This window comes from Mycobacterium sp. P2_H7 (assembly GCF_056403275.1).
In genome coordinates this window covers 57,675-81,412 of sequence record NZ_JBFUFU010000002.1, presented here as the reverse complement: position 1 = coordinate 81,412, position 23,738 = coordinate 57,675, and the positions used below count along the sequence as shown (strand labels likewise).

Below are 23,738 nucleotides of genomic sequence, written 5' to 3'. Positions count from 1 at the left end.
GACTGATCGAGCGTGATGACTGATAGAGGTTTATGCCCATGACACAGAGTTCCCTCGTCGGCGTGCTGCGCGAGCGCGCGAGCCTGCAGCCCGATGATCTGGCGTACACCTACCTGAATTACGAACTCGATGCCGAAGGCGTCGCCATCAGCCTCACCTGGGCGCAGCTCTACCGCCGCGTACACAGCCTGGCCTGGGAACTGCGCCAGATCGCCGACATCGGGGAGCGCGCGGTCATCGTGGCGCCCCAGGGCCTCGAATACGTCATCGCCTTCCTGTCCACGCTGCAGGCCGGCTTGATCGGCGTTCCGCTGTCGGTGCCGCAGGCCGGTAAGGGCGGCCGACACGATGAGCGCATCGCCGCCGTCATCGAGGATTCGGCCCCGGCCATCCTGCTCACCACGTCGGCGGTCACGGAATCGCTGGCCGACTATGCCGTCGCCGTCGGTGACCGTCCCGCTCCGGTGATCGTCGAGGTCGACAAGCTGGACCTGGACGAGCGCCGCAAGAACCTCAAGTCGCGCGAGGAGTTCCCGGAGACGGCGTACCTGCAGTACACCTCCGGGTCCACCCGCACGCCCGCCGGCGTGATGGTGACCAACGCGAACGTGTCCGCGAACTTCGAGCAGTTCGTGCACGACCAGTTCGGGGCGTTCGGGCATATTGCGCCCGCGGGCACCACGGTGGCGATCTGGCTGCCGTTCTACCACGACATGGGCCTGCTCTTCGGGATCGGCTATCCCATCCTCGGTGGCTGGCACACCGTGTTCACCACTCCGATGGCGTTCACGGCCAAGCCCGCCCGCTGGGTGCAGATGATGGCGAGCTACCCCAACGTGTTGACCGCCGGTCCCAACTTCGCCTTCGAGCTGGCCGCGGGCCGCACGACTGACGAGGACATGGCCGGCCTCGATCTCGGCGGGGTGGCCGCCCTGGTCAGCGGCGCGGAGCGGGTGCACGAGGCCACCCTGCGCCGCTTCGCGAAGCGGTTCGCCAAGTTCAATTTCCGCCCGGAGGTGCTCAAGCCGTCCTACGGCCTTGCCGAGGCGACCCTCTACATCGCCACCAGGGCAGCCGGTAGCGCACCGAGTGTCGCTGCGTTCGACGCGGACAAGCTGGCCGCCGGGCACGCCGAGCGCTGTGCGCTGGAAGATGGCACGGCGCTGGTCAGCTACGGCATCGAGACATCTCCGATGGTGCGCATCGTGGATGCCGACACCGGTGTGGAATGCCCGGCCGGGATCATCGGTGAGATCTGGACCTACGGCGAGAACAACTGCCTGGGGTACTGGCGTAAGGACGAACAGACCGAGCGGGTCTTCAAGGCCGAGCTGGTCGGCGCCGCCGGCGACACCCCGTCGGGCCCGTGGTTGCGCACCGGCGACCTCGGCGTCATCTCCGAGGGCGAGCTGTTCATCGTCGGCCGGATCAAGGATCTGCTGATCGTGCGTGGACGCAACCACTACCCGGACGACATCGAGTCGACCATCACCGAGATCACCGGTGGTCGGGTGGCCGCCTTCTCCGTCGATGAGGACAACACCGAGCAGTTGGTGGCGATCATCGAGATCAAGAAGCGCGACGAGATCGCCGACGAGCAGCTGGCGTCGATGAAACGCGATGTGGCGACGGCGGTTTCGGAGACACACGGGATCGGTGCGGCCGATCTGGTCTTCGTGCCGAGTGGTTCCATCCCGCTGACCACCAGCGGCAAGGTGCGCCGGTCGTCGTCCGCCGAGTTGTACCGCAAACGCGAATTCGACCGGCTGGACGACAAAGTGCAGTCCGCCTAGATCAGTGTGATGGCCGACAACACCCTCGCCTACATCGACCAGACCTCCTTTCACGGACTGCGGGCACTCGGCCGCGGTCCCGTGATGCAGTACACGTGGATCTACCGGCGGCCCGTCGACTTGGACGGGCTCCGCCGCTTCGCGCGCAACCTGGCGGGCACCCTGATGGGCCGGCGGATCGAATGTTCACCCGTGCCGGGCGGCAGACATCGCTGGGTGGCCACACCGGAGGTCACGTGGATCGACGTGTCCCCGGAAATCCGGGATCCCGGGCAGGCGTGGGAGTTCGCCGACGAACATCTGACCCTGCCCATCGACCCGGAGTACGGGCCGGGGTGGCGGCTCGGCGTCCAGCAGCTGACCGACGGCGGCGCCGCGGTGAGCCTGACGGTGTCACATTCCGTGGTCGACGGGCAGGGCTTCTCGATGGCCATCGCCGACGCGGTCAACGGGGTGGATCTGGACCTCGGGTATCCGCAGCCGGGCTCGCGCCCGCGGGCCACGGCGCTGCGCGAGGACGGCGTGGCGGTGCTGCGCGAGGTGCCGTCGATGGGCAAGGCGATCGCGGCCACCGTCGCGGTCGCGCGCAGCGAGCGCGCGGACCTGGCGACGTCGTTCCAGACCGCGGCGCAGACCCCGAACACAGGTGACGATCAGCCGGTGGTGGCGCCCAACGTCTCGGCCTTCATCGACATCGCCGATTGGGACCGCGTCGCGAATTCCCTTGGTGGAACGAGTAACTCGCTGTTCGCCGGGCTCGCGGCCAGGTTGGGTGCCCGGCTGGGCAGGCTGGGTCCCGACGGGCTGGTCAAACTGTCCTGGCCGGTCAGTGAACGGCAGCCGGGGGACACCCGCGCCAACGCGCTGATCGCCACGTACATGACCGCTGACCCCGACGTCGTCACCGGCGACCTGGCGGGTGTCCGGGCGGCGATGAAACAGGCACTCTCGGAATCCGCCGAGATGTCGGCCAGGCTGATGGGCCCGTTGCCGCTGGCGCCGCTCACCCCGAAGGCACTCGTGCGCCGCCTCGAGGCCATGGTGGTGTCGGTGAACAGTCCCATCGGTTGCTCGAACATGGGGGACATCGACCCGGCGGTGAACCGTCCCGACGGTACCGATGCGGACTACGTCTCACTTCGGCTCCTGGAGCCGCGGATCACCACCCGCGAGCTCGACCGGATGAACGGCTACCTGGGGTTGGTGTCGGGCCGGCTGCACGGGCGGGTCTTCGTCGCGGCGGGCGCCTGGACCGCGGGCGGCGAGAACACCCACGCAGCCATGCGGGCGGCGCTGACCGACGCCCTGGACGATTTCGGTCTGCCGGCGACCTTCTAGCCGGTGCGCACCGGCCGTGCCGCGTGCTCGATGAGGTCGGCGGCGGAGGCGACACTGCGTGCGGGGGTGACCAGCCCGGCGGCGAAATCGCGGGCGCGGGCGGCGACGGCCGGGTCCAGCACGGTCCGTAGCGCGGCGGTCAGCGACTTCTTGTTCATCGACGTGAACCGTTGCGAGGTACCGATTTTGACCTTGCGTACCGCCCGGGCCCACACCGGCTGATCGGCCGAGACCCACAACACCAGGGTCGGTACCCCCGACCGGGCGCCCGCCGCGGTGGTTCCGGCACCACCGTGGTGCACGACGGCCCGGCACGCCGGGAACACCGCGGAATGGTTCACCGCCCCGACCAGCTTGACGTGTTCGGCCTGCGGGATGTCGGCGAGCTCCCACACGCCGGCACTGATCAGCGCACGTTCACCCAGTTCGGCGCACACCGACGTGATCATGGCGACCGCCTCCGACGGCGACTCCACCGGCATGCTGCCGAAGCCGAAGTAGATCGGCGGCGTGCCGGCCTCGATCCAGGTGGTCACCTCCTCGTCGATGGCCGTCTCCAGGGCCAGCGTGATCGCACCGACCAGGGGACGGCTGCCACCCCATTCATCGGCGAGACCGGGGAAGAAGGTCGGGTCGTAGGCCTGGATCTCCAGCGCCCCGGCCTCGACGATGCGCCGCGCAGACCGGACGTTGGTGGCAGGCAGGCCCAGCGTGCGGCGCTGGGCGTCCTCGGCGGACTTGCCCAGGCGCCACAGCGCCCATTCGCCCACCGCGAAGCCCGGTTTGATCGCCCACTTGGGCAGCGGAACCGGGAGGAGGTGGCTGTTGGGACGGGCCGGGAAGTAGTGCAGCGCGGCCATCGGGATGTCGTAACGCTCGGCGACGTTGGCTGCCACCTCCTGATATGTGGTGCCGGTCAGGATGATGTCGGCGTCGGCAGCCAGCTCGGTCAGCGTCGCATTCATGTCCGACCAGCCGTCGGTGTAGTACGCGATGCCCTCTTTGATCGCGGCCACCGGATTTTTGATGTTCCAGTAGTTCTGGAAGGCGTCACTCTCGACCTGCTTCTGCGAATCGACCCCGTAGGCATGGGCGGGGCCGAGGCCGACCGCTTCGACGAAGCCGATCAGGTTGGGCGGCACTGCCATCGTGACGTCGTGGCCCCGGGTGCGAAGCTCGCGGGCGACGGCGGCGCAGGGTTCGACGTCACCGCGCGTGCCATGGACGGCCACAACGATTCTCATGAGCTGGAAGTGTATTCGGTGACGGCGATTGCCCGGACGGCCGATCGTCAGCGACTGGCTTTACTGAACCATTTCGTCTTGATCCGCCAGGAGTGCGCCGAGGCCAGGGCGAACCCGGCGGCGCAGCAGCAGGCGAAGATCCACACCAGGGTTCCGCCGTCCCAGATCTGCAGCGGCGTCACGTACGCCGACAGGATGCGGATGACACACGCCAGGATGCCGCTGCAGGACGCCGCGAGGTAGACGTTGGCGATGCGCCGCGACTTCGGGTCCTTGCGCAACACCAGCAGTGCTCGCACGCCATACCCCAGCAGGTAGATGAGCATGCCGCACAGGGTCAGCCAGTAGAAGCTGAGCCAGAAGTCCGTCGGCACCTCGAAGAAGTCGGCCTTGTAGACGGTGGCGCCGTTGCCGAGGGAGAAGGCCGCGAGCAACAGTGGAATGCACAGCGTGGCGGGACGTTCGATGTACTGCTTGAAGGTCCGCTGCATGGCGTGGTCGTCCTGCAACCGGCCGAGGGCGTTGTAGACGATCGCCGACGCGGCGACGATGTAGGCGTCGTGGCCGATGTAGTCCTCGAGGTTCCACATGCCGGTGACGGCGTGCAGGGCTTTGCCCAGCGTTTCCGAGGCCAGGGGTGACATCAACAGAACGGCCAGGCCCTGAAGGGCGATGTTCAGCGTCGCGGCAACTTCCCACCGGCACGACCAGGTGACACGACGGATCCACAGACTCCATGCGATACACGCCAAGGTGATCGCTATGAGGATGGTCAGTTGCATCTGTCGTCGCCTTCGAGCTGAATTCTTGTCAGCAAATACTACTGCTTACAGCGGTGGGGCGTCGCTACGCGGCTTCAGTTCGGAGAGTCGCGGCGGCCGGGTGTGCTGGCGAGTGGCGACTTCTTCGCGCACTGCCTCCTTCACCGCGGTCACGGTGAACGGCGTGGACTCGATGTAGTTCCACACCTCTTGACGGCTCATCAGCCCGAACCGAATCTGCAGGTCGGGGTAGCTCAACGTGAAGCGGTCTGCCACGCGGCGCAGTTCCTCGGCGTCCGGGTAACTGGTTTCCTTGATCCGCCGGTAATAGGTGCTGCTGGAGATACCGAGCGCGTCGTAGATGTCCTTGGCCTCGACGTCACCGTCCAGCAGGTAATCAAGCAGCGCTTTGAGTTGGCGACCGTTCTCATCGGTACGAGGCACCCACACACAATAGCTGCATCCCGGCATTGGGCGCCAGCAACCATTCGGCGGACATTTATTGCTTAATTGACACTGCCGTCACAGTTTCGGGAGTCATGTCCCATTTTTGGGACACAGCCCGTACTGTGGTCCTCATGGTTGCTCCGCTTTTCAGGGACCGGGTCCAGACCGGCGAACTTTCACCCTCCACGGTCGGGCGTGCGCTCGACGACGTTGCCGCCAATCTGGGCGCGACGCTCACGATCACCGACTACGACGTCGATGACGCTCCCAGGCCGGATGATCTGCAGCGGGTGCAGGTGCCGCTGACGGAGACGCTCAGCGAAGAACTCCAGGGCGCGGGCCGTCATCTCGACGTGCCTGCCGAGGAGATCCTGCTGGCCGCGCTGGCCCGCACCGTGCACCGGGTGCTCGGTCGCGGCGTGGTTGCCGTCGACCTGGTCCGCCAGCCCACCGTCGACACCACGGTGCACGCCGTCGGCCTGAGCTGCGTGGCGCCGTCGGAGATCGACGCGACCGGGATGCTCACCGAGGTGCGCACCGCGATTGCCGGCGCGACCGCGCGCCGCGGCGCACACCCGGAGGCCGAGGTGGCGTTCAGCTACGCCGACTCGATGCCGAGCCTGATGGCATGTGAGGTCATCCCGGGGTTGGGTCACGCACTGAAGTTGCGTGCCTACCGCAGTGGCGACGTGCTCAACCTGGATTGGTGGTACGACACCCGCCGGTTCGAGGAGTACACGGTCGTGGAACTGACCGAGCAGTTCCCGCTGGCACTCATCGAGATCACCTCCGAGGCCGTGCCGTCGGCCGCCGACGCCGCCTGACGTAAACTCAGCTCGGCGTCGATCCGGCCATCACCGGGGAGCTTTCGGAAGAACGGCCAGCGGAATCCGATTCCGGCTGCTCAGTAGAACCGAACGGGTAGGCCCGTCATCGCCTGCAGTTGAGCGGCACACCCATGGCGGTGTGCAAGCGGGGTGGTACCGCGGAAGCTCGCGCACCTGCGCGAACGTTCGTCCCCGTGCCTGAACTTGGCACACAGGAGACGACGCTGCAGTGACTGCCAACTACCCGAAGCCGGCGGGCGGATCGCCCAACTTCCCGGCGCTGGAAACCGACGTCCTGGCGTACTGGGCCTCCGACGACACCTTCCGCGCCAGCATCGACCGACGTGACGGTGCCCCCGAATACGTCTTCTATGACGGCCCGCCGTTCGCCAACGGCCTGCCGCACTACGGCCACCTGCTGACGGGTTACGTCAAGGACATCGTCCCGCGCTACCGCACCATGCGCGGTTTCAAGGTGGACCGGCGATTCGGCTGGGACACCCACGGTCTGCCCGCCGAGCTCGAGGTGCAGCGTCAGCTCGGTATCGCCGACAAGGCCCAGATCGAGGAGATGGGGATCGGCGCGTTCAACGACGCGTGCCGGGCCTCGGTGCTCAAGTACACCGACGAATGGCGCGCCTACGTCACCCGTCAGGCCCGCTGGGTCGACTTCGACAACGACTACAAGACGCTGGACCTCGGCTTCATGGAGTCGGTCATCTGGGCGTTCAAGCAGTTGTGGGACAAGGGCCTGGCCTATGAGGGCAACCGGGTGCTGCCGTACTGCTGGAACGACGAGACGCCGCTGTCCAACCACGAGCTGCGGATGGACGACGACGTCTACCAGAGCCGCCAGGACCCGGCACTGACGGTCGGTTTCACGGCGATCGACGGTCCGGCCGCCGGCAATCACCTGCTCATCTGGACCACGACGCCGTGGACCCTGCCGTCCAACCAGGCCGTCGCCGTCAACCCCGAGGTCACCTACGTGGCGGTCGAGGGACCGGACGGGCATCGGTACGTGCTCGCCGAGGCCCGCCTCGGTGCCTACGCGCGCGAACTGGGTGAGGAACCGGTGGTCGTCGACACCTACACCGGTGAGCAGCTGCTGGGCACGCACTACACCCCGCCGTTCCCGTACTTCGTGGATTCGGAGCAGGCGCGGAACTCCTTCCAGGTGCTCGGGGCGGACTTCGTCAGCACCGAGGACGGCACCGGGCTGGTGCACATGGCGCCCGCCTACGGCGAGGACGACAAGGCCACCGCCGACATCGCCGACATCGTCGCCGTCACGCCGGTCGACTCCAAGGGCCGATTCGATGCGACGGTGCCCGACTACGCGGGCCGGCATGTGTTCGAGGCCAACGCGCAGATCATCCGGGACCTCAAGAACGGCACCGGGGCGGCGGCGATCGGTGGCGCGGTGCTGCTGCGCCAGGAGACCTACGACCACTCCTATCCGCACTGCTGGCGCTGCCGCAACCCGCTGATCTACCGGGCCGTGTCGTCGTGGTTCATCAAGGTCACCGAGTTCCGTGACCGGATGGTCGAGCTGAATCAGCAGATCACCTGGTATCCGGAGCACGTCAAGGACGGCCAGTTCGGCAAGTGGCTGTCCAACGCGCGGGACTGGTCGGTATCGCGAAACCGCTACTGGGGCAGCCCCATCCCGGTGTGGAAGTCCGACGATCCGGCCTATCCGCGTATCGATGTGTACGGCAGCCTGGACGAGCTGGAACGCGATTTCGGCGTGCGCCCGGACAATCTGCACCGGCCCTTCATCGACGAACTGACCCGGCCCAACCCCGACGACCCCACCGGCCGCTCGACGATGCGCCGCATCGAGGACGTGTTCGACGTGTGGTTCGACTCGGGCTCGATGCCGTATGCCCAGGTGCACTATCCGTTCGAGAATCAGGACTGGTTCGGCGGGGCCGGATCGCAGGAAGCGCACTTCCCCGGCGATTTCATCGTCGAGTACATCGGCCAGACCCGCGGCTGGTTCTACACCATGCACGTGCTGGCCACCGCGCTGTTCGACAAGCCGGCCTTCAAATCCTGTGTGGCGCACGGCATCGTGCTGGGCAATGACGGCGCCAAGATGAGCAAGTCGCTGCGCAACTACCCGGACGTGTCCGAGGTGTTCGACCGCGACGGATCCGACGCGATGCGCTGGTTCCTGATGGCCTCGCCGATCCTGCGGGGCGGCAACCTGATCGTCACCGAGCAGGGCATCCGCGAAGGTGTGCGGCAGGTGCAGTTGCCGTTCTGGAACGCCTATTCGTTCCTGACGCTGTACGCCCCGCAGCGCGGTACCTGGCGCACCGATTCGACGCATGTGCTGGATCGCTACATCCTGGCCAAGCTGGCCGTGCTGCGCGATGATCTGACCGATTCCCTTGACATGTGCGATATCTCGGGGGCCTGCGAACAACTGCGGCAGTTCACCGAGGCGTTGACGAACTGGTACGTGCGGCGATCGCGTCAGCGGTTCTGGGCTGAGGACACGGCCGCCATCGACACCCTGCACACCGTGCTGGAGGTGACCGGTCGGCTGGCGGCGCCGCTGCTGCCGCTTGTGTCCGAGGTCATCTGGCGTGGGGTGACGGGGGAGCGGTCGGTGCACCTGACCGACTGGCCCGAAGAAGGCCTGCTGCCCGCCGATCCGGAGTTGGTGGCCGCGATGGACCAGGTCCGTGAGGTCTGCTCCACCGGTTCGTCGTTGCGAAAGGCCAAGAAGCTGCGGGTGCGGCTGCCGCTGCCGAAACTGACCGTGGCGGTGGAGAATCCGTCGGCGCTGGCACCATTCACCGATCTGGTCGCCGACGAACTCAATGTGAAGTCGGTCGAGCTCACCGATGACATCGCCGCCTACGGCCGGTTCGAGCTCGCGGTCAATGCGCGGGTGGCGGGCCCACGGATCGGCAAGGACGTGCAGGCCGCGATCAAGGCCGTCAAGGCGGGCGACGGGGTGGTGAACGCCGACGGCACGCTCAGCGCTGGGCCCACCACCCTGCTGGCAACGGAGTACACCGCCAAACTGGTTGCCGCCGAACCGGAATGGACCGCAGCACTGCCCGACGGCGCGGGCCTGGTGGTGCTCGACGGCACCGTCACCCCCGAACTGGAGGCCGAAGGCTGGGCCAAGGACCGCATCCGGGAACTGCAGGAGCTGCGCAAGACCAGCGGCCTGGAGGTGTCCGACCGCATCGTCGTGGTGATGGCGGTGCCGGACCAGTTCGCCGACTGGGCGGCCACCCATCGCGATCTGATCGCCGGCGAGATCCTGGCCACCGGCTTCGAGTTCGGTGAACCGACCGACGGGACCGAGATCGGCGAAGGCGTGCGGGTCGCGATCGCGAAGGCCTGAGAGTTCAGGCCATCACTGAATCGACCCCTTTGCGACGCGTCAAAAGGAGGTCGTGTTTGATGCGCGGTGGCTTGTCCAGGCGCTTCGGGTACGACGGTCGCCAGCGTAGGTACCAGCCGTTGCGATATCGGTTGTCGATGGACCAAGCGGTGAATCCGGACGACTTCAGGCGATCGAACACGGCGCGGAACCGGGCCGGATCGTCCTGTGGGTTGGCCTCGATGATGAGGTCCATGTCGTCCGGGTAGTCGTCGAGGTGATTGAGAATGTCGGAGAGGATCGTCGGCTCGGCGCCTTCGACGTCCATCTTGATCAACCGGACTCGGGCCTTTTCGTCGGCGGTGAGGAGATCGCCGAGGGGAGCCGCGGCGACTGTGGCGCAACGTGTCCCTTGCCGGGACGCCAAGGTCGTGGTGGCGCCGATGTTGTGTCGCCCGAACTCGTAGAGGTCCAGCGTGCCTGACTGATCCGAGACGGCCACGTTCGCCGTCCGAATGGATTTGGAGAGGCCGGGATTGCGACGCAAATTGTGCTGCAGCACATCGTATGTCCGCGGCGAGGCCTCGATGGCGACGACCGCGCCACTGCTCCCGACGCACTGTGCCGCCAGCAGCGAGTCGTAACCGACATTCGCTCCGATGTCCACGAACACCTCGCCGGTGTGCAGGCTCTCCTCGATGAGCTTCGACACCCCAGGCTCCCACGCTTCGAACAGCAGGATCATGCGCTGGATGATGTCGGCCGGATCGCAGACCATGGTCGCGCCGAAGTAGGTGACACCGTCCTGCTTCGGTGCCCACTTGCCCAACGCCAGGCAATACCAATCGAGCATGCCCCCGCCGATTGCGCCTGGCAATCGCAGCTTTCGCAATGCCCGGACGATTCTCTCGTGCTTGTACTGGCTGTCCATTGCCCCCATGGATGGAGGGTATCGAGCCGATCCCAGTACCGTGATGAAACCGAAAAGCCTTACGGAAAGCCATGATTCGATTTCCACCAACTCGTAGCGCCGGGGTGATTCTGGCGAATATCTCAATGTTCGACGCCGCGGTGGTGCGGCGACATGCGCTGGAAGAAGGCTGACGCGGGGGTCGCGCGTGGTAGATCGAGCAAACAGTGCCGACGGGCAGTGCTACGTCACCGGTTCTCGGCCACCACTCGCGCGGACGCGTCGGCGAACGTCACCACATCGCCCGGGTGCAGCTGCCTGCCGCGCCGGGTGTCGACCTCGTCGTTGACGGTGACCAGCCCGTCGGCTATCGCGCCTTTGGCGTCGGCGCCGGTGTCGATCAACCCGGAGAGCTTGAGGAACTGCCCGAGGCGGATCGTGTCATCGCGGATGGGCACGTCGTTCATGGTCGTCACCCTATCGATCTAGCATCGACACCTGTGGAGCGCTGGGTCCTGCATCTCGATATGGATGCGTTCTTCGCGTCCGTCGAGCAGTTGACCCGGCCCACCCTGCATGGGCGGCCGGTGCTGGTCGGCGGGCTCGGGGGGCGCGGCGTGGTGGCCGGCGCCAGCTATGAGGCGCGGGTGTTCGGTGCGCGCTCGGCCATGCCCATGCACCAGGCGCGCCGCCTCGTCGGCTCCCCGGCCGTGGTGCTGCCGCCCCGCGGCGCCGTGTACGGAGTGGCCAGCGGGCGGGTGTTCGACACGGTGCGCTCGGTGGTCCCGGTATTGGAGCAGCTGTCCTTCGACGAGGCGTTCGGTGAACCCGACGAACTCGTGGGCGCGGCGGCCGCGGAGGTCGAGCGGTTCTGTGAAGCGTTGCGCGCCAAGGTATTGGAACGCACCGGGCTGATCGCCTCGGTGGGGGCGGGGTCGGGAAAGCAGGTCGCCAAGATCGCCTCGGGGCTGGCCAAGCCCGACGGCATCCGGGTGATCGATCGCAGCGGCGAGCGGTTACTGCTGGACGGACTGCCGGTGCGCAGCCTGTGGGGCATCGGCCCCGTCGCCGAGGAGCGGCTGAACCGGCTCGGCATCCACACCATCGGGGCGTTTGCGGCGCTGACCGACGGCGAGGTCGCCGACATCCTCGGCGGTACCGTCGGACCGGCCCTGCACCGGCTGGCCCGCGGTATCGACGACCGCCCCGTCGCCGAACGGGCCGAGGCCAAGCAGATCAGCGCCGAGTCGACGTTCGCCGAGGACCTGCGCACCCTGGATCAACTGCGTGATGCCACCGGCCCGATCGGTGAGCACGCGCATCGCCGGCTGACCAAGGACGGGAGGGGCGCGCGCACGGTCACCGTGAAACTGAAGAAGTCGGATATGAGCACCCTGACCCGGTCGGCCACCCTGCCGTACGCGACGACCGACGCGGCCATCCTCATCTCGACGGCCCGCCGGTTGCTGCTCGACCCGGTCGAGGTGGGACCCATTCGCCTTGTCGGCATAGGGTTTTCGGGATTGTCCCTGGTGCAGCAGGAGTCGCTGTTCCCCGACCTGGACCAGGTCGGCGACGAGGTGGCCGACCACCCCGCGACGGTCCCGGCGGCCGTCGCGGCCGCGCCGCCGGCGCCGTGGCGTATCGGCGACGACGTGGCCCACGGTCGCTACGGGCACGGCTGGGTGCAGGGCGCCGGCCACGGGGTGATGACGGTCCGGTTCGAGACACGGGGCAGCGGCCCGGGTGTGGCCAGGACCTTCTCCGACGACGATGACGAGATCACCCGCGCCGACCCGATCGACAGCCTGGACTGGCGGTCCTATCTGGACGGTCTCTACCAGAGCACCGAATAGGTGGCGGCCAGCGTGAAGCCGTGCCCGCCGTAGGTCGTGCAGGTCACGGTGCCCTGGTGGCCGACGCCGCAGCTTGCGCCCCAGTTCGCCAGCCGGTGCCCTTCGGGCAGCACGTCGACATCGCGGGTGAACGACGCGACGTCCGATCTGCGGTAGGAGGCCGGACCCCACGGGTTGACGACGGTCTGGTCATATCCGGTGACGTCGTAGGGCACCGCGTCGCAGCCGACAGGCCCGCCGTTCGGGCCGATTCCGCAGGCCCGCCCGTCCGGGGTCTTGAAGAACAGCCACGAGAAGTCGTCCGGTGAGGTGTAGTGCCCCTCGCTGACCGGATAGGTGTCGATGACGTCGGAACCGTCCGCAGGCTGCGCCCGGGCGGGGCCGACGGGCAGCACCGTGCACACCGCCAGCACCGTGCAGATGCGGCGAACAGGTCCCATGACCTCATGCATACCCGGTCGTTTGGGATGATGGACACGTGACTGACGAAAAAGCGGCCGTACCGGTGACCCCGGAGGGTGGAGCGGACGCTGCGGACAGTGCCGCACCGCGCCCGCGCAGGCGGATGCGGCTGCTGCTCTCGGTCGCCGGTGTGGTGCTGATACTGGACATCGTGAGCAAGGTGCTCGCCGTGCACCTGCTGACGCCGGGACAGCCGGTGTCCATCATCGGGGACACCGTGACCTGGACGCTGGTGCGCAATTCCGGCGCCGCATTCTCCATGGCCACCGGCTACACCTGGGTGCTGACGCTCGTCGCGGCGGGGGTGGTGATCGGCATCATCTGGATGGGCCGCCGACTCGTCTCGCCGTGGTGGGCGCTGGGCCTGGGCATGATCCTCGGGGGCGCGCTGGGCAATCTGGTGGACCGCTTCTTCCGCTCGCCGGGACCATTGCGCGGGCACGTGGTGGACTTCCTGTCGATCGGCTGGTGGCCGGTGTTCAACGTCGCCGACCCCGCGGTGGTCGGTGGGGCGATCCTCCTGGTGGTGCTCTCGCTCTTCGGCTTCGATTTCGACACCGACGGCCGGCGCAGGCCGGACGAACCCGGGCCGGAATCGGCGCCCGCGCCGGCGAAGGAGCCCGCATCCGCTGCCGGTGACGACGCCGAGTCGCCGGAGTGACGACCCGCTCGATGCCGGTGCCCGAGGGCCTGGCGGGAATGCGGGTCGACGCGGGGCTGGCGCGGCTGCTCGGGTTGTCGCGCACGGCGGCGGCCGCGATGGCCGAAGAGGGCGGCGTCGAACTGGACGGGATCGTCGCCGGGAAGTCGGACAAACTGGTGGCCGGCGCCTGGCTGGAGGTGCGCATCCCGGATGCGCCCGCACCGATCGAGAACACGCCCGTCGACATCGAGGGCATGACCATCCTGTACTCCGACGCCGACATCGTCGCCGTCGACAAACCGGCGGGAGTGGCAGCACACGCCTCCGTCGGCTGGACCGGGCCCACCGTGCTCGGCGGCCTGGCGGCGGCGGGTTACCGGATCACCACGTCGGGGGTGCACGAGCGGCAGGGCATCGTGCACCGGTTGGACGTGGGCACGTCGGGGGTCATGGTGGTGGCCATCTCGGAGCGGGCGTACACGCTGCTCAAACGCGCGTTCAAGGAACGTACCGTCGACAAGCGCTATCACGCGCTGGTGCAGGGCCATCCCGATCCGTCGAGCGGCACCATCGACGCTCCCATCGGCCGGCACCGCAGCAACGACTGGAAGTTCGCGGTCACCGAACAGGGCCGGCACAGCATCACCCACTACGACACCGCCGAGGCTTTTCAAGCGGCCAGCCTGCTCGACGTGCACCTGGAGACGGGCCGTACCCACCAGATCCGCGTGCACTTCTCGGCGCTGCATCATCCGTGCTGCGGAGACCTGACCTACGGGGCCGATCCGACCCTGGCCAAGAGATTGGGCTTGGAGCGGCAGTGGCTGCACGCGCGGTCGCTGGCGTTCGCCCATCCCGCCGACGGCAGATGGATCGAGATCACCAGCCCGTACCCGGCCGATCTACAGCACGCGCTCGACGTCCTGCGCAACCACGAGCACTGAGGTGACGGGTAGCGACCCGGGAAGACGTTCCGCGGGGCTGTTGTTCGGTGCCGGTGCGTATGGCATGTGGGGCCTGTTCCCGGCGTTCTTCCCGCTGCTCAAACCGGCGGGCGCGGCCGAGATCCTGGCGCACCGCATCGTGTGGAGCCTGGTTCTGATGGTCGGCGTGGTGGTCTTGGTCGGCCGGTTCAATGACCTGCGCACCATGACGGGCCACACCTGGTTGTTGTTGGCCTGCGCGTCGGCGTTGATCGCCGCCAACTGGGCCATCTACGTCTATGCCGTGAACAACGGGCACGTCGTCGACGCAGCGCTCGGGTATTTCATCAACCCGCTGGTGACGGTGGCACTGGGAGTGCTCATCTTCCGGGAGCGGCTGAACCGCGCGCAGTTCGCGGCGCTGGGCATCGCGGTGGCGGCGGTCGTCGTGCTGTCGGTGGAGATCGGGTCCCCGCCCTACATCGGGCTGGGTCTGGCGTTGTCCTTCGCGCTCTACGGGGCGGTGAAGAAGGCCGTGGACGCCGATCCGCGGGTCAGCGTCGGGGTGGAGGCCGGACTGGCCGCACCGTTTGCTGTGGCGTACCTCGTCGTGCTCCAGTCGTCGGGGCAGGGCACCTTCACGGGGCACGGGACGGCTCATGTCATGTTGATGGTGCTGTCCGGCGTGCTCACCGCAATCCCACTGTTGTTGTTCGCTGCCGCCGCTCAGCGCCTCCCGATGGTGACAATGGGGCTGCTGTTCTACCTGACGCCGATCATGCAAATGTCCTGGGGTGTGCTGGTAGGGCACGAGGCGATGCCCCCCGCGCGCTGGCTCGGGTTTGCGCTGATTTGGATCGCACTGGCGGTGTTCAGCGTCGATGCCGTCATCCGGGCGCGGTCAGCGCGCCGGACGATTTCTGAGAGCGGCAATGTATAAACAACCTGAGAAGATTGCTGAGCGGCCTGCTGATTCACCCCGGCGTGGTCAACTCAGCTGCGGAAACCTGTAGCCTGGTCCGCAATGTTCAAACGTCCCAAGGTGAGCGCGCACGCTTTATTAGCGGGCAGTGGCCGTCTCATCGTCCGCCACCCGGTGCTGATGATCGCCTCGTGGTTGGTCATCGCCGGCGCGTTGTTCGCTGCGCTGCCTCCGCTGGCGACCGTGGCGGCGCAACACCCGCCGGATTTCTGGCCCAAGGACGCTCCCGTGCTGGCCGCGGGAAAGCAGATGAAGGACGCGTTCAAGGAAGCCGGCGCCAGCAATATGGTCGCCGTCATCCTCGTGAACGACAACGGCCTGAGCAAAGACGACGAAGCCACCTATCGGACACTTGTCGACAAGTTGCGGGCGAACACCGACTCGGTGATCGGCACACAGGACTTCGTTCACATCCCCGAGCTTCGCCAGGCCATGACCAGCAAAGATGGCAAGGCATGGAACCTGCCGGTCAGCCTGTACGGGACCATGGGCACCGGCCGGGGCCAGAAGGCCTACCGCGACGCCATGAAGATCATCGATGAGGTGACAGCAAATACCACGCTGAAACCCAGCGTGGTGGGCGCCGCGGCGACCATGCAGGACGTCACCGGCATCGCCTTGCGCGATCAGCACATCATCGAGATCTCCACCGTCCTCACGGTGTTGCTGATCTTGATCATCGTGTACCGCAACATCGTCGCGATGCTCATCCCGCTGCTGACCATCGGCATTTCGCTGGCCACCGCACAGCAGGTGGTCGCCGGGCTGGGTCTGCTCGGGCTGGGTCTGGGCCCGCAGACCATCATGCTCATCACCGGCATGATGATCGGTGCCGGCATCGACTATTCCGTCTTCCTGTTCAGCCGATATCAGGAGTATCTGCGCGGCGGGATGGGCTCCGATGAGGCGGTCGTCGCCGCGCTGGTGTCCATCGGTGAGGTCATCGCCGCCTCGGCAGGCACCGTCGCGATCACCTTCATGTCGCTGCAGTTCACCCAGCTGGCCGTCTTCTCCACGATCGGCCCCGCCCTCGCGGTGACCATCTTCGTCGGTTTCATGGCCTCGGTGACGTTGCTGCCCGCGTTCATCGTGCTGGCGGGTCGGCGTGGTTGGGTCAACCCGCGCAAGGACATCACCGGCCGGTTCTGGCGGCTGTCCGGTGTCAACATCGTGCGGCGGCCCTGGCTCAACCTCATCTGCAGCCTGATCCTGCTGCTCGCACTCGCCAGCTGCGCGCTGCTGGTGGACTTCAACTTCGACGACCGCAAGAACCTTCCGGTGAAGTCGGCGAGCAACGATTCCTACGAGACGATGAACTCGCACTTCCCGGTCAGCAACTCGATGCAGCAGTTCATCGTCATCCACTCCGACAGCCAGGACCTGCGGTCGCCGCGCGCGCTGGCCGACATGGAACAGATGGCCGCGCGGGTGGCACAGTTGCCGAACATCGCCGCGGTCCGCGGGATCACCCGGCCCAACGGCGAGATGCTGACCGAGGCGAGGGCCACCCATCAGGCCGGTGAGGTCGGCGAGAAGATGGAAGAGGCCACCAATCTCATCTCGCAGAACGACAGCAACCTCACCGCGCTGACCGACGGCTCGCGCCAGCTCGCGGAAGCACTGAACAAGCTCAGGAACCAGGTGCTGGAGTCTGCCGGCCCACTGACGACGCTGCTGAACGCACTGGTCGAGATCGACAAGGACTACGGCGGCACCGGGACCATCAAACGGGCCAGTGCCAGCGCATCGCTGGTGGACGGGCTGCAGAGCCTCGGCAAGCAACTCGGGGTGGGCATCGACGGCGTCATCACCAACGTGGTGTGGCTGCAGCCGACGCTTCAGGTGCTCAACTCGATCCCGTGGTGCGCGATCGACCCGGCCTGCAAAGCGGTCAAGACCGATCTGACCAGCCTGCTCAACTCGTACGAAGACGGCACCATGGACCAACTCCGGCTCGCCGCCCATGATCTGGAGACCACCGACGACAAGACCCTGCACGAGAACCTGACGGGTATCGACGAGAACCTGAACACCGCGCTGACCGCTGCCGACCAACTCCAGGCCACCGATCCCGAGGCGCTCAAGACCCAGCTCGAGACATTGACCAAGGGTGCGAACCTGCTCGCCGACTCCAGCGACAAGTTGGCCCAGGGCGTCAAGGTGCTGGTCGATCAGACCAGGCAGATGGGCGGCGGCCTGGGCCAGGCGTCGGACTTCCTGCTGGCGATGAAGCGCGACGCCGCCGACCCGTCGATGTCGGGCTTCTACATCCCGCCGCAGATCCTCACCCGGCCGGAGTTCGAGAAGGCCGCGAAACTGTTCATCTCCCCGGACGGTCACACGGCGCGATATCTGGTGCAGACCGCGCTCGACCCGTTCGGCACCGAGGCCATGGACCAGATCGACGACATCATCGGGGCGGCCGAAAGTGCCCGTCCCAACACGACTTTGGCCGATGCGAACGTCACGATGGTCGGATTCACCCGTGGCCAGAACGACATCCGGAACTACTACAACTCCGATATCCGCTACATCGTCCTGGTGACACTGATCGTGGTGTTCATCATCTTGATGGTGTTGCTGCGGGCCATCCTGGCGCCGCTCTATCTGGTGCTGACGGTGGTGCTGTCCTACATGTCAGCACTCGGCATCACCGTCATCGTCTTCCAGTTCATCATGAAACAACCGATCTTCTGGAACACCCCTGGCGTGACGTTCCTGGTGCTCGTCGCGGTGGGCGCGGACTACAACTTGCTGCTGATCTCCCGGATCAAAGAAGAGGCGCATCGCGGTATGCGGGCGGCGGTGATCCGCACGGTCGGAGCCACCGGCGGCGTCATCACCTCGGCCGGCCTGATCTTCGCCGCCTCCATGTTGGCGCTGACGGTCAGTAGCATCGCGGCGATCGTGCAGACCGGATTCATCATCGGTATCGGCTTGCTGCTCGACACCTTCCTGGTCCGCACCATCACGGTGCCCGCCATCGCGGTGCTGCTGGGGGACAAGAACTGGTGGCCGTCGGCCCCGCCCGGGAAGAAGCCCGGTGTGAAGCGCAGGAGGCCCGTGCCGGTCGCTGCCGGTGCGGGTGCGGTTGCAGCCGGTTCCGGCCCGCGTGACAGCGACTGGTACGACGATTTCGACGGTGACGATGCCGACACCGATTTCGGTCAGGCCACCGCCAACGCCTCGATGGTGACCCGGGCCTTCCGGATCCAGTAGAACCGCGGGAATCCGCCTCGCGTGCAGGCTTTCCGGCTGCCGAGGAGATGTCGGCGTCCCGAAATCCGTGCTCGGTGCAGGCGGTGCTGCGGTGGCTGAAAACGTTGGATAGGGTTCGCCGTGATGAGGGCATTGCGGCAGCTGCGACCAGGCGTTCCCACACCGACTGTGTGTGGTGTACTTGCTACGACAACGCCGCGAGTGCCTTGGGAAACAAACACCGACTGCTAGCGCCTGGAGTTCAGCCACATGAAAATGAGCGTCATCGGAACGGGCTACCTGGGCGCCGTTCACGCCGCCTGCATGGCGCAGATCGGGCATGAGGTCGTCGCGTACGACACCGATGCCTCGAAGATCGCCCAGCTGGCGACGGGCACGTCGCCGTTCTTCGAGCCGGGATTCGACGAGCTGCTCCAGGAGGTGCTCGCCACCGGCCGGCTGCGGTTCAGCCAGTCCTTGCAGGAAGCGGTATCGGGCGCATCGGTGCACTTCGTCTGCGTCGGAACGCCGCAGTTGGCAGGCTCTGACGCGGCCAACATCGAATACGTCGACAGTGCTTTCCGTTCGGTCGCCGCCAGCGCCGATTGCGACGGGCTGATCGTCGGCAAGTCGACTGTCCCGGTCGGCACCGCCCAGCGCCTTTCTGCCGAGGTGGCGAAGACGGACTCGGCGCACCGTCTCGAAGTTGCGTGGAACCCGGAATTCCTCCGGGAGGGCAAGGCGATCGAGGACACCCTGGCGCCGGATCGCCTGGTGTTCGGGGTGACCTCCGAATACGCGGAGAAGACCCTGCAGCAGGTGTACGGCACCATGATCGACACCGGGACGCCGTACCTGACCGCAGACCTCCCGACATCGGAACTGGTCAAAGTTGCTGCCAATGCCTTTCTGGCGACCAAGATCTCGTTCATCAACGCGATGGCCGAGGTGTGTGAGATCGTCGACGCCGACGTCGTCATGCTCAGCCGCGCGCTCGGTTACGACGACCGCATCGGCAAGCGATTCCTCAACGCGGGCTTGGGTTTCGGCGGCGGATGCCTGCCCAAGGACATCCGCGCATTCAGCGCGCGGGCCGGTGAACTCGGAGCCTCCGACGCGCTGCGCTTCCTGCACGAGGTCGACAAGATCAACCTGCGTCGGCGCGAGAAGGCGGTCGCGGTCGCGCGGGCGCTCGTCGGCGGCGAATTCCTGGGCAAGAGCATCGCCGTGTTGGGCGCCGCGTTCAAGCCCAACAGTGACGACGTCCGGGATTCTCCTGCCTTGAATGTGGCCGCGGCCATGCACCTCAAGGGTGCCGACGTGCGCGTCCACGACCCGAAGGCCATCGCGAACGCCAAGGCGCGATTCCCGACGCTCGGTTATTTCGACAGCGCCGAGGACGCCTGCCGCAACGCCGATCTCATCGTGCTGGCCACCGAATGGGACGAGTACTGCGCCATCGATCCGGTGTCCTTCCGGTCCGTCGTCAAGGAGCCGCGTCTCCTCGACACCCGCAACGCGATCGATCGTGAGTACTGGACCGGTGCCGGCTGGCAGGTGTATGCCCTGGGCCGGAGTGGATTGAACGGCTGACCCATGTCACCGCAGACCATCGAGGTGATCATCCCGGTCCGGGACATGGCCGATCACCTGCCGAAGTTGCTCCAACCGTTACTCGACCAACTCGCCGAGGGTGACCGGGTCACCATCGTCGACGACGCGTCCACCGACGGCACCGAAAAGGTGGCGCGTTCTCTCGGCGCCAATGTGGTGACAGTGACGAACAGTCGCGGCCCGTACTACGCCCGCCAGCTGGCCGCGGGCAAGTCCACCGCCGACATCCTGCTCTTTGTCGACGGGCGCTGCCGCCCGCTGCCGGGTCTGCTGGAAGCTCACCGCGAACTTCAGGCGCGGCCTGGAGTTGCGTTGTCCTGCACCAATGTTCGGACCGTGTCCGGCCCCACGCTGGCCGCCCGGCTGGCAGCGAAGACACAGCCGTTCATGCTGCCGCGTGGCGGCGGGGCGATGAAGGCGACCATCGGCATGGTGCCGCCGCGGCCCGACTACTATCCGACCGCCAACCTCGGGATCAACAGGACCGCCTTCGTCACGGTGGGCGGTTTCCGGTCGATGCGTGGCGGTGGCGATCTCGACATCTGTTGGCGCATTCAGGAACAGTCGCTGGGCACCATAGCGACCGACACCCGGGTGTTGATGGAATGGGAGCCGCGCGCGTCGCTGCGGGACCTGGCCAGCCAGTGGAAACGGTACGGGCACAGCAACGCCTACATCCGGTGGGCGAACCGCGACGTCGGTATCGGTGCGAACGTCGGGGACGACGCCCCACGGCACTCACCGGTGGATGCGTGGGCGACCGTGCGCTCCGAATTGCGCAAGCCGCCGTCCGAACTGGCGGCGCACGCCGTGGTCGGTGTGGCGTTTCAGTACGGCTTCATCACCGGGTTGCTCAAGCAGTCGGAGTTCGAGATGCCCGCCACCTTCGAGGTGGGTCCGGGACCCGATTCCGCCTGACGGCTCAGCGGACTAACCGTCCGAAGGCCCGGCTTCGACAGCCGCCCGGTACCCGCGCACCGCGACGGGCACGAAGATGGCGCCGATCACCACGGCCCACAGCAGCGTCAGCAGGATCGGCTGCCAGAGATCGCCGCCCGAGGACAGCGCCCGCATGGCCGCGGCCGGCGGTGCGATGGGTTGGTACTCGGCCAGCGGACGCAGCAGTGCCGGCACCCGGTCGAGGGGGATCAGCGTGGCGAAGGCCAGCCCCATACACCCCGTCTGGGTCCAGGTCAGGATGATCCGGCCCTGGGGCCGCAGGGCGAGGGTGATCACGATGGTCGCGAAGAAGATGACGACGACCACCGGCATCAAGAGATAGACCAGCAACTCGAGCGCATTGCCGCCGAAGCGGAAACCCATGATCCAGCCGGTCGCCGCGACGAATGCCGAGGCGACGAACGTGCGGGCAGCCTCCGCGAGCAGCGCGCCGGACAGGGGTGACGTCCGGTGCACCGGCATGATCCACAGCCTGCTGAGCAGTCCACTGTTGCGGTCGTACGGGACGGCCAGTCCGGCACCGACCGCGCCGGACATGGCGCCGGCCAGGGTGCACACCGGGATCAGCAGATCCAGCCCGCTGTTGCCGGTGAGTCGCACCATCGACCGGCCCACCAGGGCGCCGTAGATGATGAGCAGCAGGGTGGGGAAGATCAGCGCCTGCATGGGGACCATGGGATACCGGCGCCATTGGACGAACAGCCGGCCCGCGAAGATCCAGCTCTCCGTGAGCAGCGAATTCTGATGTGGCGTAGCCGAAGTCACGATGTGCGCCCCTGAACCCGGATGGCGAGCGGTCCGAGCACGACCAGTAGCCCCACGCACCACGCCACGCTGACGGCGAGGTTGGCAGGCGACACATGCCCGGTGGTGAAACCGCGCATCGTCTCGGTGATCTGCGAGATCGGCTGGTACCGCACGAACGTGTGCAGCCAGGTCGGGAAGGCATCGACCGGTGCCAACCCGGTGGAGAGCAAGACGAGCAGCAGCTGCGGGATCAACAACAACTGGCTGGCCACCTCGGTGCGCTTGGCCTTGTTACCTGTGGCGTCCGCACCCAGGGACAGGGCCAGCGTCAGCGCCAGCGCCATCAGGACGAAGGCTGCGGTGTATCCGAACCCGCCGGTCATCCGGAGCCCGAAGAAGTACGCCGCCAGGAACGACGCGGCCAGCGCCAGCACACCCCGGATCTGGCAATAGGCCATGCGGGCCATCAGAGGTGCGTAGGGCGAGATGGGCAGCGTGCGCATCCGTGAGCTGAGTCCGCTGGACTTCTCCCAGGCCGCCCGGTCGGTGGTCGTGAGCGCACCACCCAACATCGCCTGGACGACGATCGCGGGCAGGATGTACTGGGCGTAGCTCATCCCGCCGGGGATGACGATCACGTCGCGCAGCAGGAACGTCAAACCGATCAGCCCGGACATCGGGACGACGCCGGAGAACGCGAGATCCATCCGGCCTTTCCGCACGACGCGGGCCGTCAGGAGGGCGACTGCCGTCACTTCGAGGTGACCGGGGTGGTGAGGTGCAGGAACACCTCGTCCAGCGACGGCCGGCGCAGCGAGATGTCGAGGAGCTCGACACCGAGACCGTCCATCCGCCGGAACACCTCCGACAGCGTCGCGACACCTTGCGGCGCCGGGATCGAGACCGAGCTCGTGTCGGCGTCGATCTCGACCTCGGCGAAATCGGCCAGCGCGTCCGCGATGCGCGACAGGTCGTCGGCATGGAGCGCCGTCATCTCGCAGTAGCTGGTGCCGGTCTGGCGCTTGAGCTCGTCGGCGGTGCCGCTGGCAACGATCTGCCCGGCGTTGAGGATGACGACGGAATCGCTGAGGAGGTCGGCCTCCTCGAGGTACTGGGTGGTCAGCAGGACGGTGATGTCCTGGGCCTTCATCGAGCTGACCAGGTTCCAGACGTCGCGGCGGCTGCGCGGGTCCAGGCCGGTGGTTGGTTCGTCCAGGAAGAGCACTTTCGGCGGGACCACCAGGGACACTGCGATGTCGATGCGCCGCCGCATGCCGCCGGAGTAACCGCTGACCTGACGGTCGGCCGCGTGCCCCATGTCGAACTGGGTGATGAGTTCCTCGGCCCGGGCGCGTGCCTCGGCGCGGCGCAGGCCGCGCAACCGGCCGAACAGGATGATGTTCTCCCGGCCGGTCAACCGCGGATCCAGCGCTGCGTCCTGGCCGGTGACACCGATGCTCTGCCGCACCTTGGCGGGTTCCTTGGCCACGTCGTATCCCGCGACGATGGCCTGGCCCGAGGTCGGCTTGAGCAACGTCGAGAGGATCTTGACCGTCGTCGTCTTTCCTGCGCCGTTGTGCCCCAGCAACGCGAGGACGGACCCGGTGGGCACCGAAAAGCTCACGTCGCGCAGGGCGGGAACACTACCGCCGAATGTCTTGGCGACATTGATGAGCTCGATCAC

The 23,738-nt window shown here is 66.8% G+C and carries 20 protein-coding genes; 11 read left to right on the top strand and 9 right to left on the bottom strand.

Translation table 11 applies throughout. The features are described 5' to 3' along the window. Positions 1–38 precede the first annotated feature (38 nt). Together AC1DY7_RS02275 and AC1DY7_RS02270 are read left to right on the top strand one after the other, a co-directional pair. Positions 39–1,793: an AMP-binding protein gene (locus tag AC1DY7_RS02275; protein ID WP_477492033.1), complete on the top strand. Its 1,755-nt coding sequence runs from the start codon at positions 39–41 to the stop codon at positions 1,791–1,793. Positions 1,794–1,802: 9 nt separating this feature from the next. Beyond that, entirely contained in the window at positions 1,803–3,131 is a 1,329-nt protein-coding gene (locus tag AC1DY7_RS02270; RefSeq protein WP_477492032.1) for a hypothetical protein, read from the top strand. Here the strand turns inward: AC1DY7_RS02270 and AC1DY7_RS02265 are convergent. From AC1DY7_RS02265 to AC1DY7_RS02255, 3 genes are read right to left on the bottom strand one after another with little or no spacing between them, the layout of a single operon-like run. Then, complete coding sequence (locus AC1DY7_RS02265; RefSeq protein WP_477492031.1) at positions 3,128–4,375, bottom strand: glycosyltransferase; 1,248 nt, start codon at positions 4,373–4,375, stop codon at positions 3,128–3,130. The genes AC1DY7_RS02270 and AC1DY7_RS02265 overlap by 4 nt on opposite strands. A 47-nt stretch (positions 4,376–4,422) precedes the next feature. After that, complete coding sequence (locus AC1DY7_RS02260) at positions 4,423–5,157, bottom strand: hypothetical protein (protein ID WP_477492030.1); 735 nt, start codon at positions 5,155–5,157, stop codon at positions 4,423–4,425. 45 nt (positions 5,158–5,202) lie between these two features. Continuing rightward, entirely contained in the window at positions 5,203–5,580 is a 378-nt protein-coding gene (locus AC1DY7_RS02255) for an XRE family transcriptional regulator (protein WP_477492029.1), read from the bottom strand. Between the two features lie 134 nt (positions 5,581–5,714). On the opposite strand from AC1DY7_RS02255, the gene AC1DY7_RS02250 reads away from it, so the two are divergent. Both AC1DY7_RS02250 and ileS read left to right on the top strand, forming a co-directional pair. Then, the gene (locus AC1DY7_RS02250) at positions 5,715–6,407 is read left to right on the top strand and encodes a condensation domain-containing protein (RefSeq protein WP_477492028.1); all 693 of its coding nucleotides are present in this window, start codon (positions 5,715–5,717) and stop codon (positions 6,405–6,407) included. A 232-nt stretch (positions 6,408–6,639) separates the two neighbouring features. Next, on the top strand, positions 6,640–9,780 hold the full coding sequence (ileS, locus tag AC1DY7_RS02245) for an isoleucine--tRNA ligase (protein ID WP_477492027.1): 3,141 nt from the start codon (positions 6,640–6,642) through the stop codon (positions 9,778–9,780). A 4-nt stretch (positions 9,781–9,784) separates the two neighbouring features. On the opposite strand, the gene AC1DY7_RS02240 is transcribed toward ileS, so the two are convergent. Both AC1DY7_RS02240 and AC1DY7_RS02235 read right to left on the bottom strand, forming a co-directional pair. Next, complete coding sequence (locus AC1DY7_RS02240; protein WP_477492026.1) at positions 9,785–10,699, bottom strand: FkbM family methyltransferase; 915 nt, start codon at positions 10,697–10,699, stop codon at positions 9,785–9,787. A gap of 218 nt (positions 10,700–10,917) precedes the next feature. Next, positions 10,918–11,136, bottom strand: coding sequence for an RNA-binding S4 domain-containing protein (locus tag AC1DY7_RS02235; RefSeq protein WP_477492025.1), 219 nt, complete (start codon positions 11,134–11,136; stop codon positions 10,918–10,920). Positions 11,137–11,196: 60 nt separating this feature from the next. On the opposite strand from AC1DY7_RS02235, the gene AC1DY7_RS02230 reads away from it, so the two are divergent. Further along, positions 11,197–12,525, top strand: a complete 1,329-nt coding sequence (locus AC1DY7_RS02230) for a DNA polymerase IV (RefSeq protein ID WP_477492215.1) — start codon at positions 11,197–11,199, stop codon at positions 12,523–12,525. Here the strand turns inward: AC1DY7_RS02230 and AC1DY7_RS02225 are convergent. After that, entirely contained in the window at positions 12,507–12,965 is a 459-nt protein-coding gene (locus AC1DY7_RS02225) for a hypothetical protein (RefSeq protein WP_477492024.1), read from the bottom strand. The two genes, AC1DY7_RS02230 and AC1DY7_RS02225, sit on opposite strands and share 19 nt — an antisense overlap. Before the next feature lie 38 nt (positions 12,966–13,003). Here AC1DY7_RS02225 and lspA point away from each other — a divergent pair, with 38 nt between their 5' ends. From lspA to AC1DY7_RS02195, 6 genes are all read left to right on the top strand, one after another. Continuing rightward, on the top strand, positions 13,004–13,648 hold the full coding sequence (lspA, locus tag AC1DY7_RS02220; RefSeq protein ID WP_477492023.1) for a signal peptidase II: 645 nt from the start codon (positions 13,004–13,006) through the stop codon (positions 13,646–13,648). After that, complete coding sequence (locus tag AC1DY7_RS02215; protein ID WP_477492022.1) at positions 13,645–14,574, top strand: RluA family pseudouridine synthase; 930 nt, start codon at positions 13,645–13,647, stop codon at positions 14,572–14,574. The genes lspA and AC1DY7_RS02215 overlap by 4 nt, the downstream gene beginning before the upstream one ends. A gap of 1 nt (position 14,575) precedes the next feature. Next, positions 14,576–15,493 (top strand): EamA family transporter RarD, encoded by a 918-nt coding sequence (rarD, locus tag AC1DY7_RS02210; RefSeq protein WP_477492021.1) that lies wholly within the window; start codon positions 14,576–14,578, stop codon positions 15,491–15,493. 84 nt (positions 15,494–15,577) lie between these two features. Further along, positions 15,578–18,754 (top strand): MMPL/RND family transporter, encoded by a 3,177-nt coding sequence (locus AC1DY7_RS02205; protein WP_477492020.1) that lies wholly within the window; start codon positions 15,578–15,580, stop codon positions 18,752–18,754. A gap of 249 nt (positions 18,755–19,003) precedes the next feature. Further along, a complete protein-coding gene (locus AC1DY7_RS02200) occupies positions 19,004–20,326 on the top strand; it encodes a UDP-glucose dehydrogenase family protein (protein WP_477492019.1) in 1,323 nt (440 codons plus the stop codon). 3 nt (positions 20,327–20,329) lie between these two features. Further along, on the top strand, positions 20,330–21,265 hold the full coding sequence (locus AC1DY7_RS02195) for a glycosyltransferase family 2 protein (protein WP_477492018.1): 936 nt from the start codon (positions 20,330–20,332) through the stop codon (positions 21,263–21,265). A gap of 12 nt (positions 21,266–21,277) precedes the next feature. On the opposite strand, the gene AC1DY7_RS02190 is transcribed toward AC1DY7_RS02195, so the two are convergent. From AC1DY7_RS02190 to AC1DY7_RS02180, 3 genes are read right to left on the bottom strand one after another with little or no spacing between them, the layout of a single operon-like run. Continuing rightward, on the bottom strand, positions 21,278–22,072 hold the full coding sequence (locus AC1DY7_RS02190; RefSeq protein WP_477492017.1) for an ABC transporter permease: 795 nt from the start codon (positions 22,070–22,072) through the stop codon (positions 21,278–21,280). Beyond that, positions 22,069–22,809 carry an ABC transporter permease gene (locus AC1DY7_RS02185; RefSeq protein WP_477492016.1) on the bottom strand — a complete coding sequence of 247 codons (741 nt, stop codon included), beginning with the start codon at positions 22,807–22,809 and terminating at the stop codon, positions 22,069–22,071. Before AC1DY7_RS02185 ends, AC1DY7_RS02190 begins: the two co-directional genes overlap by 4 nt. Beyond that, positions 22,806–23,738 (bottom strand): ATP-binding cassette domain-containing protein, encoded by a 933-nt coding sequence (locus AC1DY7_RS02180; protein ID WP_477492015.1) that lies wholly within the window; start codon positions 23,736–23,738, stop codon positions 22,806–22,808. The genes AC1DY7_RS02185 and AC1DY7_RS02180 overlap by 4 nt, the downstream gene beginning before the upstream one ends.

What these genes read in the sequence shown, in the direction of transcription:
- AC1DY7_RS02230 (WP_477492215.1), top strand. Translation starts at nt 11,197, where the DNA reads ATGGATGCGTTCTTCGCGTCCGTCGAGCAGTTGACCCGGCCCACCCTG.
- AC1DY7_RS02195 (WP_477492018.1), top strand. Translation starts at nt 20,330, where the DNA reads ATGTCACCGCAGACCATCGAGGTGATCATCCCGGTCCGGGACATGGCC.
- AC1DY7_RS02250 (WP_477492028.1), top strand. Translation starts at nt 5,715, where the DNA reads ATGGTTGCTCCGCTTTTCAGGGACCGGGTCCAGACCGGCGAACTTTCA.
- AC1DY7_RS02270 (WP_477492032.1), top strand. Translation starts at nt 1,803, where the DNA reads ATGGCCGACAACACCCTCGCCTACATCGACCAGACCTCCTTTCACGGA.
- AC1DY7_RS02275 (WP_477492033.1), top strand. Translation starts at nt 39, where the DNA reads ATGACACAGAGTTCCCTCGTCGGCGTGCTGCGCGAGCGCGCGAGCCTG.
- AC1DY7_RS02205 (WP_477492020.1), top strand. Translation starts at nt 15,578, where the DNA reads ATGTTCAAACGTCCCAAGGTGAGCGCGCACGCTTTATTAGCGGGCAGT.
- AC1DY7_RS02265 (WP_477492031.1), bottom strand. Translation starts at nt 4,375, where the DNA reads ATGAGAATCGTTGTGGCCGTCCATGGCACGCGCGGTGACGTCGAACCC.
- AC1DY7_RS02235 (WP_477492025.1), bottom strand. Translation starts at nt 11,136, where the DNA reads ATGAACGACGTGCCCATCCGCGATGACACGATCCGCCTCGGGCAGTTC.
- AC1DY7_RS02225 (WP_477492024.1), bottom strand. Translation starts at nt 12,965, where the DNA reads ATGGGACCTGTTCGCCGCATCTGCACGGTGCTGGCGGTGTGCACGGTG.
- AC1DY7_RS02260 (WP_477492030.1), bottom strand. Translation starts at nt 5,157, where the DNA reads ATGCAACTGACCATCCTCATAGCGATCACCTTGGCGTGTATCGCATGG.
- AC1DY7_RS02200 (WP_477492019.1), top strand. Translation starts at nt 19,004, where the DNA reads ATGAAAATGAGCGTCATCGGAACGGGCTACCTGGGCGCCGTTCACGCC.
- AC1DY7_RS02240 (WP_477492026.1), bottom strand. Translation starts at nt 10,699, where the DNA reads ATGGGGGCAATGGACAGCCAGTACAAGCACGAGAGAATCGTCCGGGCA.